This window comes from Arcicella aurantiaca, from assembly GCF_003148625.1.
Lineage (GTDB): Bacteria > Bacteroidota > Bacteroidia > Cytophagales > Spirosomataceae > Arcicella > Arcicella aurantiaca.
In genome coordinates this window covers 22,346-37,644 of record NZ_QGGO01000007.1, presented here as the reverse complement: position 1 = coordinate 37,644, position 15,299 = coordinate 22,346, and the positions used below count along the sequence as shown (strand labels likewise).

Here is a 15,299-nt window from a genome sequence, read left to right as displayed (position 1 = left end):
ATTATGGCTCTAATTCTTGGGAAATTTTCAAGGTTGGAGAAGCAAATTTCACCTCATTTTGTTGAATTATTACCATGATTTGGTAGTTAATTTCTTCTTTTACTCGTCGCATAACTGCAGCATCGAAAGTGGCGATGTGATATGACACCAAAATATCTAACGAATTATCCCCAAAACCATCAAACCGAGTGATACTTGAGTCGGGACGATAAATCATTGCATGATTCAAAACGTAATTATTAATCTCAGAAACAACTTTTTGGATTTTCTCAATTGGCGTTACCATTTCTAATTTCAACAAGTATCTCGCCCGTCTAAATGGTCTTTGCGTTTGGTTTTCCAGAGCCTGAGCAGTCAAAAGTCTATTCGGAATGGCAATTAAACTTCCCTCTCCTGTACGTAGGCGGGTACTACGAAAACCTATTTTTTCAACGTCTCCCGAAACTTTATCCGATTGAATATTATCGCCCACCACAAAAGGTAAATCCAGAAAAAGCGTAAAGGAAGCAAACAGATTTTCTAAGGTTTCACGAGCCGCCAAAGCAATAGCAAGTCCACCGATTCCTAAACCTGTTACCAAAGCCACAACATCTACTTTGAAAACAACGCCCAACATCACAAAGAACGTCAAAATAGAAATACCCACCACCACTAAATCCCTAAAAAATGGGATAAATTGGTCGTCTAATTTCGATTCTGTCAAGGTTGCTCTTTCTTGAAAAATTAGGGCAATAAATTTAGTAATTCGGACTAAAATCCATGAAATTGAAAAGATAAAACCTGTTTGAAAACTTTTCAATAAAATCATTCTGATACCAAAAACTTCCTCTGACGGAATCCGCCATGACGAAGGAAAATGCACAAACGAAAAGGCAACGTACAGAAAAATCAAAGAAATAAATAGACGAACAGGCTGGCGAAGCATCGCTACACAAGTGTGAATCGGGATTTTATCGTGTTTGATAAAACGATAAAGAATTTTACTGAAGTTATCAGTTAAATAGCGTCGGAACAAAAGTCCAAAACCCAAAATACCAACCAATATCAAAATATCAGTTACTTTATTTTCGAGGATTTCGGTAGATAAATATTGCATTGGGTAAAAATTTGATGAATGAGTAATTTTCAGCGGTAAAGTTATGCTGATTGTTGCTTAATTTAATGAAAGAAACGGTAATTTTACGATAGACGACTTATTTCTCATTCCTAACCAACACATCATGAAAACTCGGCATAAGGTTTTATCAGCCCTATTTTTATTATCCATCATCACTTACCTCGACCGTGTTTGTATGAATGTGGTCAGTAAATATATCAAAGAAGATTTATCCATCAATAATCAACAATTTGGTTATATTTTAGGAGCATTTTCACTGGCTTATGCCCTTTTTGAGATTCCTACGGGGGCAATGGGCGACCGTATTGGTCCAAGAAAAGTATTGACTCGGGTGGTTTTATGGTGGTCTGGTTTTACGGCTTTGACGGCAGTTGGTTATAATTATGTCTATCTGGTAATCATTCGTTTTTTCTTTGGAGCAGGCGAAGCAGGAGCATATCCAAACGCTTCAATCGTAATTGCTCGTTGGTTTCCTGCGGTAGAAGTAGCACGGGCTCAAGCCGTTATTTGGGCGGCAGGACGTTTGGGCGGTGCTTTAACGCCTTTTTTAGTCATTCCTTTAGTACATCGTTTGGGTTGGCAAATGGCTTTTGTGGCTTTGGGTTTAGTAGGCGTTTGTTGGGCAATTGGTTGGTACAATTGGTACAGAGATACGCCTTCCGAAATGAAAAATATTAGTCAGGAAGAAATTGAGGAAATCGAAAATCAACGTAAAATTAAAGTTTCAGAACACCATTTTAGTTGGCAAACTATCATCAAAAATCCCAACATTTGGGCGTTGATGTTGATGTGCCATTTGTTCTTTTATGCTTCGTATTTCTTCACCAATTGGTCAAATACCTATTTCATTGAAGGACGTGGCATGACCGAAGACCAATCTAAAAACTTCATTTCATTATCTTACGTTTTAGGAGCAATCGGTTGTATTGTAGGTGGTTTTTTAAGTGATTTCTTGGTAAAAAGATACGGTTTATCTTTTGGAAGAAAAGCCGTTGCGATGGGCGGTTTAGGACTTTCAAGCATTTTATTTCTCTCGGCAGGACTTACCGAAAATAATGATTTAGTCGGCTATTTATTAGCTCTATGTGTGCTAACAAAGGATTTAGCACTTCCTGTCGCTTTTGCTACTTGCGTTGATATTGGCAAAAAATATTCGGGAACGGTTGCAGGAACAATGAACTTTGCGGGACAATTAGGCGGTTTTTTCATCACCATCATTTTTGGAATTATTGTAGAACAAACCCACAATTTCAATTATCCATTAATTTTGATTTCGGGTTGTTTGGTGGTTAGTGCTTTAATGTGGTTGAAAATTGACCCGAATAAGGATTTACAAATTAGTAGTGGCGAATAGTATTCGCCAATTACTGACAATCGGCGAATGCTATTCGCCGCTACCGAAACTACCTTTACAACACTGGCAAATGCTATTCGCCACTACAAAAATTACTCATGAACCTAACCATAGATTTAGGAAATACTTACGCTAAAACAGGGCTTTTTGAAGCAGGAAAACTGATTGAAACTAATTGGAAATTATCTTATGAAGAATTGGTCAATTATGTAGAAACCATTCGTCCTCAGCGAATTATGGTTTCATCTGTAAGTTATTCTGAAGAACAATTAAAAGAACAATTTTCTGAGATAACTTCTGAGATTTATTTACTTAAAAATACAACGCCTGTTCCTCTCACAAAACGCTACGACACACCCGAAACGCTCGGTGCTGACCGTGTGGCGGCGACTATTGGAGCAAGGGTTTTATATCCTGAAAATAACTGCGTTGTGATAGACATGGGTACGTGTATTACCTACGATTTGGTAGATATTGATGACAATTTTCATGGAGGGATTATTTCTCCGGGGGTTAGAATGAGATTCAAAGCCATGAACACTTTTACCCAACGTTTACCGTTATTAGAACCAGATGGAATACCAACACTCATTGGAAAAAGTACAAAGCACGCTATGCAAAGTGGCGTAATGAACGGATTATTAGCAGAAATAAACGGCTTTATTGAAGAGTATAACAAGGTTTTAACAAATATTAACGTCATTTTCTGTGGTGGCGATGCTTCAAACTTTGCAAACCGCATAAAATACCCGAACTTTGTAATCCCAGAATTAGTGCTGATTGGACTTAATCGAATTTTAGAATATAATGTCAAATAACAAAAAAGGTCATAGTTTACAGACGCCAACTTTTAGAAGATTGTTTTCAAAATCTCAACAAAACGTCTCCAATTCATTTTTGTCAAAAGTAGTATTTTGCATACTGCTTGCTACTTACTCCTTACTACCTATTGCAAAAACTCACGCTCAGGAAACCAACTCGCCTTTTTCATACTGGGGCGTTGGTGAAGTTTACAATGGAGGAACAGCAATAAACTCAATGATGGGAGGTTTAGGAGTTGCCAATTCAAACGGGATTTACATCAATACGCTAAACCCTGCACTTTTAGCTCGTAACCGCTATACGGTTTTTGAAATGGGTGCCAATACGGAGGCAAAATCAATGCAAAATACAAGACAACGTTCTAACACATACAATGGAACTGTTGGACCAATCATGTTAGCATTACCTGCTTCTCCAAGATGGACTTTATCCTTAGGCTTAACTCCATACAGTACCGTTGACTACAAAACGTTTTCATCTCAAAAACTTAGTATCGTCGGAACTGACAGTGTAACATACACTTACAACGGAAACGGCGGACTAAATAAAGCTGTAATTGGTAATGGCGTTAGAATTACAAAAGAAATGTATGTAGGTTTAGAGTTTTCGTACTTATTTGGGGTAATTAACAGAGATGTAATAACTCAAAATTTAAGCGACTCTCAAAATTATCAGATTAATTTAGCCGATAGAACTAACTATTCTGGAACACATTTCAAATTAGGTTGGGCTTGGCGACCAAAATTAAACAAAGAATATTTCTTAAATATTGGAGCAACAGCAGACTTTGGGCAAAATCTTGGAGCGAAATCATTAAAAAGATTTACCATCAGCAACGCAACAGGATTATCATTAATCAATGCCGATACCCTGAAACAAACAGACGGAAAAATTTCTCTTCCTGCTACTTACAGATTTGGTGTTAGTTTAGAAAAACCTGCAAAATTGTTAGTTTCTCTTGACTATTCAATGACAAAATGGTCTGGTTTTCAAAATCTTAGTGGTTCTTCTGAAAATCTTAGAGACGCACACACCATTGCTTTTGGAGCGGAATATATTCCAAAATTCGATGCACTTAATGGATACTTTAACCATGTAATGTATCGTGTTGGAGCAAATTATACCACTTCTCCTTATGCTTTCAACGGAAAAGATGTAGCTAACGACATGAGTTTCTCAGCAGGTGTTTCACTTCCGCTTAGAACTATTTCTTACATAAATATTGCGTATGTACGTGGTAAAAGAGGCGTTTTAGCAACTAATGGAATTGAAGAAGTTTATAACAAAATCGTAGTTGGCTTCTCATTAGGAGACTTCTATTGGTTCCGTAAACCAAAAGTTGATTAATTTTTTAGGTGTTAGGGGTTGGGATTTAGGCATTAAGAATGTAAGATTTAATGCTTAAATACAAAGTTTATACAAATGATTTATTGAACTATTTTCATTATGTATCAAATAAAAATATTGATTAAAACAGTACCACAGGTGTTAACATCTGTGGTACGTTTTCTTTATAAGCAAATGTTACCTTTTTCCAATTCAAGTAAATCTATTCTCTGTTCTCTATTCTCTATAATCGTGCTTATTTCTTGCGAAGAAGACAAAAAGGATTTTAAACGAGAAGATTATAAAGGTCCAATTTCTGAGGTTTATGGCATCAATATGAGTTATACAGACTCAGCAAGGTTAGTCGTGAGAATGTCAACAGAAGCTCAATTAACAATGGCAAATGAAGACAAAAAATACCCTAAAGAAGTACGTGTTTTCTTTTTTGACAAAATGGGGAACAATACCACCAAATTAAGAGGAGATTCTGCTATTTATTTGAAAGCAAATAATCTTTATCGAGTAATGGGAAGGGTAGAAATAAATAATCAGGTAAAGAACGAAACATTGGCAACGGACGAATTATTTTGGAGTCCTGATACTAAGAAAATTTATTCAAACAAAGCCGTTGACATCAAAACCCCCGACCAAGTTATTCACGGTATGGGAATGGACTCTAATCAAGATTTTACAGAATATACCATTCGTAGAGTGAATGGAGTAGTAAGTGTTAAAAGCTTACCACAATAATTTTTTTGATATGCGATGTTGGTTTCTCTAACATCGCATATCAAAACACTATTTTTTACAATTTTCTAACACCTTCTGCACGTATTTCACCTCCGTAATTTCCTTTTCATTTCCCCATTCATTGTAAATATAAGTAGCGATTTCGGCAACGTCCAAAGCTTGTAATTGCGTATTAGCTGGCATGGCTTGGTGAAACGATTTTCCATTCACAACAATAGTATCCTGCAAACCATTTCTCATTGAACAAAGGATTAATTCTTTATTCTTTTCCAAAAAATCGGAGCCAGCAATGGGCGGATAAAGTCCTGCTAAGCCTTGTCCATTTTCTTGGTGACAATTGGCACAATGTAATTTATAAAGAGCCTGTCCGTCGATATAATATTGTTTTAGTTTAATGTCCTTTTCGCTACACGCAGCGAGCAGGAAACAGTAAGCAGTAAGTAATAAGCAATAAGTAATTTTCATATTTTTTACTGACAATTCTATCAGCAGTTTTCATTTTTACGAACAAGGCTGTTCGTATTACAATTCATTCAAAAGTATTTCCATATCAATCATCAGTCTATCAACTTTTGCAGGTTCAGTTCCATCATAAATTCCTCTGATATGACGATTTTTATCTACTAAAATAAACGCTCCACTATGAACAATTCCTCCTGGTTGAGTTGGGTCATCGGTAGCAGAAACCATATAACTTTTCTGTCCGATTTCATAGATTTTAGCTTTGTCGCCCGTTACCATTTGCCACATTTTCGACTTTATACCCAAATTATTCATAAACTCACGTAAAACTGCGGGCGTGTCATGGCGTGGGTCAATTGAATGAGAGAGAATTCCAACTTTCGGATTGTTTTTATATTTCTCATAAATCCGTAACATTTGGGTTTTCATCTTCGGACAAATCGTTGGGCAAGTCGTAAAAAAGAAGTCTGCAATGTATATTTTCCCTGCAAAATCCTTCTGAGTAACTTTTACAGAATCTTGATTAATAAACTCAAAATCAGGAATTTGATGATAAAGGGTGTCGGTCACTTCTTTGCCATTAACTGTTTTTGTAACCGCCTCACGATTACCAAGAATTGGAAGTTTTTGGGGCTGTGAATCGCACGCTGAAAGGAAAAATGCAACAGCATAAATATATAATAATGTGGTTTTGTTCATTGCATAATAAATTAAAAATGACCTCAAAATGAAATGACCCCAATCTAAGACTGAGGTCAATATTTATCGGTTTACTTCCCTAAAAATCCCTTTGCCTCTTCAATGCTTTTATTCGTCAATTCTTTTACACTTGAAATTTTAGCTTTTTCATCAGCGTAATATTTAGTGACTTCTTCTTCCGATTTTCCTTTTACTTGGTCAGGATTATACGCCTGCATCCAGTCCATCATTTGATTATCGGCTGAATCCAAAGCAGAATATAATTGTTTGGCTTTTGCAGAATCAGGAGAAACTTTAATGGCAGAATCTAAGCTACTTTTCAAAGTCATAATATCGTCCATCTTAGGCATTACTTCATCATGAATCGCCATCACTTCATCAATCATTACTTTTTGTTTATCTTCTCCATTTTTTTGACAAGCCGCCAATGTTGTAATTATTGAAATTGCTAAAAATATTTTTTTCATAATTGTTATTGATTGTATCCGAAAAGCGTTTTTTTGGTCAAAATAAGTAAATCATTATCATCTAAAAGCGTAATAATCCTATCTAAGTTTACTTCAAATAGTTCTTTTAAATCATTTTTACTGATATTCCCTGTTTTAACCAATACTAATTTTACAGGAATTTGTTTAATGATGAAAGTATCATAAAAATCATCATCTTTTGTTATCAAAATTCTTTCTTGTTCTGTAACAATTCTATTAATTGTAGAATCATCTGTATCATTTTGGAGGGGCAAATCCAATGTATGAATTGTGTCAAAACCCCTATCAAGAAACACTTTTTTCAAGGAAGGAGGTAAATGTGCATCCAATAAAAATTTCATTTAGGCTACGGCTAAGTGATAAGTCTTCGTTTTCAAGGCTTTTGTTGCAAATTGAATACACGCTAAGAAATCTTCTCTTTCCAAATCTGGAAATTCTATCAATAATTCTTCAATCGAATCTCCTGCTGAAAGATATTCTAACATAGATTCAACCATATATCGTTTATTACGAATTGTTGGTTTACCATGACAAACCAATGGGTTTATCGTGATTCTATCAAGCAAAGATGATGTTTCCATATTTACAAATCCAATTTATAATTTGTCAATTCTACTAAATGCTTACTCAAAATCTCACGGGCATTATCTACAATAGCTTTTGAAGGATTTTGTCCGCCAATCATTTGGGCAATTTCCATTACTCGTTCTTCATTAGTTAGTTTTCTAATTCGAGAAACAGTTCTTGCTGAAGAATTATCTTTATAAACAAAATAATGTGCCGAACCTTGTGCTGCAATTTGATGCAAATGCGTAATGGCAATAATTTGGTGACTACGTGACATTTCACGCATCATATTCCCCACTTTTATAGATACTTCCCCCGAAATACCTGTATCAATTTCATCAAAAATAATGGTTGGCAAAGCCCTTTTATTAGCTAAAATATACTTTATCGCCAACATCAAACGGCTAAATTCACCGCCCGAAGCCACATTTTTGATTGGTTGTGGTTTAATGCCCTTATTCGCAGAAAACAGTAAATTGATAATGTTAGTGCCTGTATTGGTTGGCTTTACCTGTTCATTTTCAATTTTCAAACTGGCATTAGGCATTCCTAAATCTTTGAGAAGGTCAGCGAGCTGTTTCTCCATTACTGGTAACACCGCCACACGTGATTTTGACAATGCTTCGGCACTTTTCTGTAATACTTTCTCGGTTTTTTCAACCTGCATTTTTGCCTTCTCTAAGGCTTCATCAATGTTCAAAACCTTACCCACTTTGGCTTCCAAGTCTTTCTGAATATCCATTAATTCTTGGTCGGTTTTGACTTGGTGTTTTTGCAAAAGATTGTACAATAAATCTAATCTCTGCTGAATTGTCGAGATTTTTTCATTGTCTAATTCTACTTCTTCCGCTTCACTTTCTACCTCATCAGCTACATCTTTCAGCTCAATTAAACAACTTTGCAAACGATTTCTTAACTGATTATACTGCTCGCCGTAATTACTAATACTGTTCAGATTAACGACGGTGGCACTCAAAAATGAAATAATAGATTGGTCAGGAGCATTCAAATACAAGGCAGCTGCCGTTAATTTTGATTTGACATCTTCTGCATTTTCAAGTTTATTAAGGTCTTGTTCCAAAACCTCTAATTCGCCTTTCTTTAATTTAACTTTTTGCAATTCATCTAACAAAAAAGAATTATAATCAAACTCTTTTTTGCTTTCTTTGGCATCAACCAAAAGTTGCTGATACGCCTGATTAGCCTTATTATATAGTTGATAATCAGCCTTATATTTGTCTAAAATCTCGCTATTCTGAGCAAACGTATCTACAATTTGGAGTTGATACTCATTTGCCCCCAAAAGTAAATTATCATGCTGAGAATGCACATCCATTAATTGAGAGGTGATTCTGCGAAGCGTTTCCAAATTTACGGGCGTATCATTGATAAATGCACGAGTTTTTCCTTGCGGAGAAATCTCTCGGCGAATGATACAATGCTCTTCATAATCTAACTCTTCCTCCTCAAAAATATTCTTGATAATGTATCCAGAAATATTAAATTCTCCCTCAATTACACATTTTTCAGACGGATTATAAAGCGTTTTGGTATCAGCACGATTACCCAATAACAACCCGATTGCTCCTAACATAATTGACTTTCCCGCACCTGTTTCACCCGTAATGATATTCAGAGAACGGTCAGGGGCAAAGTCAAGATGCTCAATAAGAGCGTAATTTTTTATGATTAGATTTTGTAACATTTTATTTCAAAAAATCAGGGTTTTGGCGAGTATCTTGAATCGTTACAATATCTATGTAATCTTCAAAGACCTGATAGAAAATATGAGCGTGTTTAGTAATAAGACCTTTATGTAAATTTTCAAATTTATCAGATTTCGGAAATAAAAAAGGCATCACACTTATTCTATCAAAATTAGTATTCAATTCTTCTAAAATTCCTTTTTTACTTTTATTGACCACTCTTCTTCAAGGCATTGAAGAATGTGTTCTAAATTTCGTTCAGCACGTTCAGAGATAAATATTTGATATACTTTCATAAATATTTATTCATTACTTCTGACAATGGCTTTTTTCGTCCTGCTTTCAAATCGTCAATTCCTGCTTTAATATCTTCCTTTTGGGCATTGGTTAAGTCATCCCAAAAATCACCAACCTCTTTTACTTCTCGTTTTAAGAGTGTATGATAAGCTTCTAAAACACTATTATCTGAAATTCGGTCAATCAGTAAATGAAGGTTTGATTTTAATTCGATAGTTGTCATACTATGTTTGATTTAATTGAACCTTTTATTTTTTACCTCAATTAGAAAATTATTGAAAGAATTATTACTACAATTCTTACCAAACAATTCTCCTTTTTAATGATTACAAATATAAGTGTTTGCTGTGATTGATATTCATAACTAATCAGTAACATTTTAACATCACCCTTCAAACTTCCCTTCTCTCTTTCCCATTTTCGCCTCAAAAGCTTCTTGTAAATCGGCTGAAAGTAACATGGCGGCGTTCCAAGTTGCCATGTAATTGAGTCCGTCGGCAACGGAATGGTCACGAGTGTGGAGCAAAATATGTTTTGTTCCTCGGATGGATAATGGAGATTTTTGAGCTATCATTTCGGCAATTTTCATGACTTCCGCCATCATCGTAACTTTATCTAAATACGAACGATTGACGATGCCAATTTTCTCGGCTTCTTGTCCGCCTACGTTACGCCCTGTGTACGCCATTTCACGCACGAGACCGTCGCCAATGAGTTTGGGGAGTCTTTGTAAAGTTCCTAAATCTGCCACCATGCCCATGTCAATTTCTTTAATGGTAAAATAGGCATCGTCGGTACAATAACGCATATCACAACCGCAAACCAAGTCTATTCCTCCACCGATACAACCACCGTGAATGGCGGCTAAAACGGGTTTTGAGCAGTTTTCAATGGCATTAATTGGAGCTTGTAATTTCAAGACATCTTTACGAAGTTTTTCTCTTTTTCGTCCTTCGCATTTAGTATGATTTTGCGAAACGGACATCAATAAACTCAAGTCAATTCCTGCACAGAAGTTTTTGCTTTCCCCACCTTCCAAAACAATTACTCTCACTTCTGCATTTTCATCAAGATATTCAAAAACCTCCGTGATTTCATCCCAAGCAGTTTGATTGAGGGCATTCATTTTATCAGGACGATTGAGCGTTACGTGGGCAATATGATTCTGAATATCTAATTTTAGCGTTTCCATGTTTTATACATTGAGTGAATACTTCGTGCGAAATGAAGTTATTGAATGTTTTTGAATAAAGCAAAGAGAGAGCTTTACCGATGAGTAGATGATGAGCGAGACGCTCTGTACATTTTAGGTCGTAGGAACGCTTCGCTAAACCTACGACCAGTAGCATTGGATGGGATAAGAATAAAGAGCTATATTTCCAAATATTGGTAAATATAGCTCTTTAATACTGTAATTCTAAACTGTTTCTAAGTCAATACCAAGTTGTTTTCCCTTATTTTTATACATATCAAGAGTTCTTTGTAATCCACGCAATTTTTCTCTATGATGTTTATAGCTATGTATCAAATCGTCTGGTGAGTTTATAAAGAAATAACCGCTTGTTGTAGATCCTATCAAACCAGCTCGTTTCAAAGGTAATAAAAACATCACCCTAATGTTTTGCTCAGAATAATTTTTTTGTTGTGTTTTTAAGAATGATGCTATTTTTTCAGTTTTAATAGCATTTCTCATTCCGCTCGCATCCCTTCTTAAAAAATCAAAAATTAATCCTTGCATATTACTTCGAGTATCAATTGGAAAACCACTAAATCCTCTTGTACTATTACTTTTTGCTAATACAAATAAACCAGTGGAGTTTTCGTCTTCTTTATCCAGAATTTTTTTATCATATTCTCTAATAAAGTCTTTCTGTCCTGAAACCATTAATAAATACCCATTCTCCAAAATAATATTATGCGTAGGTAACCAAGGGTTTGAAATAGAATCAGGGTACAACATTTTATACAATAAATAATTTTCGTAGTTATCTGTTGTAAATTTTATTATTGGTTTTAATTCGGAACTCTCATAATTCTGTCCTATTCCAAGGGAATTTGCTAATTTAATTTTGAGTAGTTCTTTTGCATCATCTATTAAATCCCAATCAACTTCATTTTGAGATTTCTCTGATTCTACATTTTCTGAATGCTCAATTGCGTATTGTTCTAAACCAAAATATGTTTTTTCACTAAGTTTTAATTCATCAATATTATTTTCAGAACTTAACATTTTAAACTTAGTCAATCCAGTTAAATGGTCATAAAACAAATCACCATATCCCCCTCTATTCATTTTATCTGATAGAGACAGTAAATTAATTTCCCTACTTAAGGTATCTATATTTAAACTGCTATTGGACATCGATAGTGATTTTACAAGATGGAAAAATTTGATCTCCTAAAACTTCTTTAAAAACGTAATTTTCATACAAAGAATTGCAATCTATTTCTTCCGAAGATACATTCATATTACTGATATTGTTTTTTTTACAGAAAGCTGAAATACGTGTTGATACTCTTTGTGGATTACAATGTTTATTATTTTTAGTGCTAATCAAAATAATTTTAGAATTTGTTACTTTAAGCACTCTCAAAAGTTCTTTCATCAACTTGTCTGTACTATCATCATCATTAAAGCCATAATTGTAAGGATTACATAAAATGATAGTATCAAACCTATTATCTCCCCAAGGGAGCTCATGAGCATCACAGAACCAATCAATATGACACAGTTCACAACTTTCTCTTAGATTTGCATCGTAATCTGTCAAATAACATTTAGGATAGAACTTTTTTCCAAAATCACCACACCCTGCACCTATTTCTAAATTAGTATATGATTTGTCGTCTATTAGAGTATTACGTTCACTCATTTATGGCTTTCTTATGAATAAATGGTTTAAACAATGAAAATAATTTTACTGAACAAAAAAACTGCCAATAATTTGAATACTTTTAGCTTACTGAAATTTTACTAAAATAAATATATTTACTGTAACCTGTTCAATTCAATATTCTTAAAAATCTCACAGAAATGATAAGTTTAAAATACATTTAATTACAAATGTTGCTTTTCATGTATAAAAAACAAAGATAATTCTCGTTTTTTTATCAAACGGTCACGTATTTATCACTACTCCAACTCCAATAAATCCTTTTACATTCGTAGCGAGTGTTACACTCAACAATTTGCGGCAGCATAACGAACTGCCATTTCTTTATCCTTAGCTGGAAACCTCTCTCCGTCCCATGGCTGTGTCTCCCGACCAGCCATCGTGCGACAGCAACGCCCTTTTCAAACAAGTTATCCAATCTTTGTAAATAATGCAAAAAAGAATAGCACGCTGATAACGCTGATTTTCAAACGCTGAGTTTCGCAGATAAAAATCTGTAAAAATCGGCGTTACGAAGTATCTGCGTCATCTGCGTGCTATTTATCACACTTACAGACTGAAGTCTGTGTTACACTACTGTTATCCAATCTTTGTAAATAAAGCAAAAAAGAATAGCACGCTGATAACGCTGATTTTCAAACGCTAATTTTCGCAGATAAAAATCTGTAAAAATCGGCGTTACGAAGTATCTGCGTCATCTGCGTGCTATTTATCACACTTACAGACTGAAGTCTGTGTTACACTACTGTTCTGATTTTCAATTCATTCAATTGCTTGTCATCAATGGTAGATGGTGAATCAATCATTACGTCACGTCCTGAGTTGTTTTTCGGGAAGGCGATGAAGTCACGAATTGAATCTGAACCACCGAATAATGAGCAAAGACGGTCGAAACCGAATGCCAAACCTCCGTGTGGTGGAGCTCCGTATTCAAAAGCGTCCATCAAGAAACCGAATTGGTGTTTTGCTTCTTCGTCCGAGAATCCTAACACTTCAAACATTTTGGCTTGTAAGTCTTTTTGGAAAATACGAATTGAACCTCCGCCCACTTCTACACCGTTGATTACTAAGTCGTAAGCATTGGCTCTGATTTTTCCTAAATCTCCCGATTCTAAATATTGAATATCTTCTGGTTTCGGACTCGTGAATGGGTGGTGCATTGCAAACCAACGGTCTTCTTCTTCGCCATATTCCAATAACGGGAAGTCGATAACCCAGTGAGCAGCGTATTTTTTCGGGTCACGAAGTCCCAAACGATTACCCATTTCTAAACGTAATTCGTTCAATTGCTTACGAACTTTGTCACCGTCACCCGGAAGAATTAAAATTAAATCTCCTTTTTCTGCTCCGAAAGCCTCAGCCCATTTCTTCAAATCTTCTTCCGAATAGAATTTATCAACCGATGATTTTAACGTTCCGTCGTTGTTATAACGGAAGTAAATCAATCCTTTCGCTCCAATTTGTGGACGTTTTACAAATTCCGTTAATTCATCAACTTGCTTACGAGTATATTCTGCACAACCTTTTGCATTGATACCCACAACCGTATTAGCAGCATCAAAAACGGCGAAATCTTTATCTGAAACTAAGTCAACTTCTTCGCTTTTTAGCTCAACAAACTTCATATCAAAACGAATATCTGGTTTGTCTGAACCGTAATATTTCATCGCATGAGCGTAAGTCATACGTGAAACTTCGCCTAAATCCATGCCTTTTACTTTCGTGAAAAGATGACGAATTAAACCTTCAAACATATTCAAAACGTCTTCTTGTTCGATGAAAGACATTTCGCAGTCAATTTGGGTAAATTCTGGCTGACGGTCAGCACGTAAATCTTCGTCACGGAAACATTTTACGATTTGATAGTAACGGTCGAAACCAGAAACCATCAATAATTGCTTGAACGTTTGTGGCGACTGTGGCAAAGCGTAAAATTCACCTGGATTCATACGTGAAGGCACCACAAAATCTCTTGCTCCTTCGGGCGTTGACTTAATCAACACAGGCGTTTCCACCTCGATAAAATCTTGATTATCAAGATAATCACGAGTAAAACGAGCTACTTGGTGACGTAACTGTAAGTTGGCACGAACAGGATTACGGCGTAAATCAAGGTAGCGATATTTCATACGTAAATCATCTCCACCGTCGGTATCATCTTCGATTAAGAATGGCGGTAATTTCGCTGGATTTAAAATACTTATTTCAGAAACTCTAATTTCAATATCTCCCGTAGCGATTTTGTCATTCTTTGAAAGACGTTCAACCACAACTCCCGTTGCCGAGATAACAAATTCACGTCCGAAAGTACGAGCTAAGTCTAAAACTTCTTTAGGTGTTTTGCCTTCTTCGAGCATTAATTGCGTGATACCGTAGCGGTCACGAAGGTCAATCCAAATCATACCTCCCTTGTCACGGGTGCGTTGTACCCAACCGCACAATGTTACGGTTTGGTTTACATGAGCGAGGCGGAGTTCGCCGTTATTATGTGTTCTGAGCATACTTTTATTACCGTAGGACAGATTTCAAATCTGTCTCATTCACGAGTTATTACAGGCTAAAGCCTGTGTTACGTCTAATTTTTCACAAAAATACGGAATTGCTCAATACATTCATAAATTTTTAAAGAAGTCGGGGAGTTATTGAAAATTGGGGATTGGTCGATTGGGGTTTGGGCTTCCTTATTTATTTCAAAAAATATAGCGAAAGACTTCAGAGATTAGACAAATTTTTGAAATTTGTCTAATCTAATTGCCTATATATAGAGCATGACATAACTTATTGGAATAGGAACTTCCCGAAAGTTTTAAACTTTCG

General features: G+C 35.5%; 17 protein-coding genes. 4 read left to right on the top strand and 13 right to left on the bottom strand.

Annotation, left to right across the window (positions count from 1 at the left end; translation table 11 throughout):
* Window position 1: 1 nt before the first annotated feature.
* Complete coding sequence (locus LV89_RS08115) at window positions 2-1,096, bottom strand: mechanosensitive ion channel family protein (RefSeq protein WP_109742382.1); 1,095 nt, start codon at window positions 1,094-1,096, stop codon at window positions 2-4.
* A 124-nt stretch (window positions 1,097-1,220) separates the two neighbouring features.
* Between LV89_RS08115 and LV89_RS08110 the strand changes: the two genes are divergently transcribed.
* From LV89_RS08110 to lptC, 4 genes are all read left to right on the top strand, one after another.
* Window positions 1,221-2,471, top strand: a complete 1,251-nt coding sequence (locus tag LV89_RS08110) for an MFS transporter (RefSeq protein ID WP_109742381.1) — start codon at window positions 1,221-1,223, stop codon at window positions 2,469-2,471.
* A gap of 98 nt (window positions 2,472-2,569) precedes the next feature.
* A complete protein-coding gene (locus LV89_RS08105) occupies window positions 2,570-3,289 on the top strand; it encodes a type III pantothenate kinase (protein ID WP_109742380.1) in 720 nt (239 codons plus the stop codon).
* Window positions 3,279-4,640, top strand: coding sequence for a BamG family beta-barrel-assembly machinery protein (bamG, locus tag LV89_RS08100; RefSeq protein WP_109742379.1), 1,362 nt, complete (start codon window positions 3,279-3,281; stop codon window positions 4,638-4,640). Before LV89_RS08105 ends, bamG begins: the two co-directional genes overlap by 11 nt.
* A 231-nt stretch (window positions 4,641-4,871) precedes the next feature.
* A complete protein-coding gene (gene lptC, locus LV89_RS08095) occupies window positions 4,872-5,369 on the top strand; it encodes an LPS export ABC transporter periplasmic protein LptC (protein ID WP_158279539.1) in 498 nt (165 codons plus the stop codon).
* 48 nt (window positions 5,370-5,417) lie between these two features.
* Here the strand turns inward: lptC and LV89_RS08090 are convergent, their stop codons facing one another.
* The 12 genes from LV89_RS08090 to aspS form a co-directional block, all read right to left on the bottom strand.
* The gene (locus LV89_RS08090) at window positions 5,418-5,834 is read right to left on the bottom strand and encodes a c-type cytochrome (RefSeq protein ID WP_109742377.1); all 417 of its coding nucleotides are present in this window, start codon (window positions 5,832-5,834) and stop codon (window positions 5,418-5,420) included.
* Window positions 5,835-5,891: 57 nt separating this feature from the next.
* Window positions 5,892-6,530, bottom strand: coding sequence for an SCO family protein (locus LV89_RS08085; RefSeq protein ID WP_109742376.1), 639 nt, complete (start codon window positions 6,528-6,530; stop codon window positions 5,892-5,894).
* A gap of 71 nt (window positions 6,531-6,601) precedes the next feature.
* Window positions 6,602-6,997: a lipoprotein gene (locus LV89_RS08080; RefSeq protein ID WP_109742375.1), complete on the bottom strand. Its 396-nt coding sequence runs from the start codon at window positions 6,995-6,997 to the stop codon at window positions 6,602-6,604.
* 5 nt (window positions 6,998-7,002) lie between these two features.
* Window positions 7,003-7,359: a DUF5615 family PIN-like protein gene (locus tag LV89_RS08075; RefSeq protein ID WP_109742374.1), complete on the bottom strand. Its 357-nt coding sequence runs from the start codon at window positions 7,357-7,359 to the stop codon at window positions 7,003-7,005.
* Entirely contained in the window at window positions 7,360-7,599 is a 240-nt protein-coding gene (locus LV89_RS08070) for a DUF433 domain-containing protein (RefSeq protein ID WP_109742373.1), read from the bottom strand.
* 2 nt (window positions 7,600-7,601) lie between these two features.
* Window positions 7,602-9,290 carry a DNA repair protein RecN gene (gene recN / locus LV89_RS08065; protein WP_109742372.1) on the bottom strand — a complete coding sequence of 563 codons (1,689 nt, stop codon included), beginning with the start codon at window positions 9,288-9,290 and terminating at the stop codon, window positions 7,602-7,604.
* Window position 9,291: 1 nt separating this feature from the next.
* Complete coding sequence (locus tag LV89_RS08060; protein ID WP_109742371.1) at window positions 9,292-9,510, bottom strand: hypothetical protein; 219 nt, start codon at window positions 9,508-9,510, stop codon at window positions 9,292-9,294.
* 73 nt (window positions 9,511-9,583) lie between these two features.
* On the bottom strand, window positions 9,584-9,811 hold the full coding sequence (locus LV89_RS08055; protein WP_109742370.1) for a hypothetical protein: 228 nt from the start codon (window positions 9,809-9,811) through the stop codon (window positions 9,584-9,586).
* Between the two features lie 162 nt (window positions 9,812-9,973).
* Window positions 9,974-10,780: a crotonase/enoyl-CoA hydratase family protein gene (locus LV89_RS08050; protein WP_109742369.1), complete on the bottom strand. Its 807-nt coding sequence runs from the start codon at window positions 10,778-10,780 to the stop codon at window positions 9,974-9,976.
* 225 nt (window positions 10,781-11,005) lie between these two features.
* Complete coding sequence (locus LV89_RS08045) at window positions 11,006-11,950, bottom strand: hypothetical protein (RefSeq protein WP_146199103.1); 945 nt, start codon at window positions 11,948-11,950, stop codon at window positions 11,006-11,008.
* Window positions 11,940-12,461, bottom strand: a complete 522-nt coding sequence (locus tag LV89_RS08040; protein ID WP_109742367.1) for a class I SAM-dependent methyltransferase — start codon at window positions 12,459-12,461, stop codon at window positions 11,940-11,942. Before LV89_RS08040 ends, LV89_RS08045 begins: the two co-directional genes overlap by 11 nt.
* A 758-nt stretch (window positions 12,462-13,219) precedes the next feature.
* Entirely contained in the window at window positions 13,220-14,983 is a 1,764-nt protein-coding gene (aspS, locus tag LV89_RS08035; protein WP_109742366.1) for an aspartate--tRNA ligase, read from the bottom strand.
* Window positions 14,984-15,299: the final 316 nt, after the last annotated feature.

Coding starts and splice junctions, on each gene's coding strand:
- LV89_RS08070 (WP_109742373.1), bottom strand. CDS start 7,599: ATGGAAACATCATCTTTGCTTGATAGAATCACGATAAACCCATTGGTT.
- LV89_RS08045 (WP_146199103.1), bottom strand. CDS start 11,950: ATGTCCAATAGCAGTTTAAATATAGATACCTTAAGTAGGGAAATTAAT.
- LV89_RS08105 (WP_109742380.1), top strand. CDS start 2,570: ATGAACCTAACCATAGATTTAGGAAATACTTACGCTAAAACAGGGCTT.
- LV89_RS08055 (WP_109742370.1), bottom strand. CDS start 9,811: ATGACAACTATCGAATTAAAATCAAACCTTCATTTACTGATTGACCGA.
- LV89_RS08085 (WP_109742376.1), bottom strand. CDS start 6,530: ATGAACAAAACCACATTATTATATATTTATGCTGTTGCATTTTTCCTT.
- LV89_RS08075 (WP_109742374.1), bottom strand. CDS start 7,359: ATGAAATTTTTATTGGATGCACATTTACCTCCTTCCTTGAAAAAAGTG.
- bamG (WP_109742379.1), top strand. CDS start 3,279: ATGTCAAATAACAAAAAAGGTCATAGTTTACAGACGCCAACTTTTAGA.
- LV89_RS08090 (WP_109742377.1), bottom strand. CDS start 5,834: ATGAAAATTACTTATTGCTTATTACTTACTGCTTACTGTTTCCTGCTC.
- LV89_RS08050 (WP_109742369.1), bottom strand. CDS start 10,780: ATGGAAACGCTAAAATTAGATATTCAGAATCATATTGCCCACGTAACG.
- recN (WP_109742372.1), bottom strand. CDS start 9,290: ATGTTACAAAATCTAATCATAAAAAATTACGCTCTTATTGAGCATCTT.
- LV89_RS08110 (WP_109742381.1), top strand. CDS start 1,221: ATGAAAACTCGGCATAAGGTTTTATCAGCCCTATTTTTATTATCCATC.
- LV89_RS08040 (WP_109742367.1), bottom strand. CDS start 12,461: ATGAGTGAACGTAATACTCTAATAGACGACAAATCATATACTAATTTA.
- LV89_RS08115 (WP_109742382.1), bottom strand. CDS start 1,096: ATGCAATATTTATCTACCGAAATCCTCGAAAATAAAGTAACTGATATT.
- aspS (WP_109742366.1), bottom strand. CDS start 14,983: ATGCTCAGAACACATAATAACGGCGAACTCCGCCTCGCTCATGTAAAC.
- LV89_RS08080 (WP_109742375.1), bottom strand. CDS start 6,997: ATGAAAAAAATATTTTTAGCAATTTCAATAATTACAACATTGGCGGCT.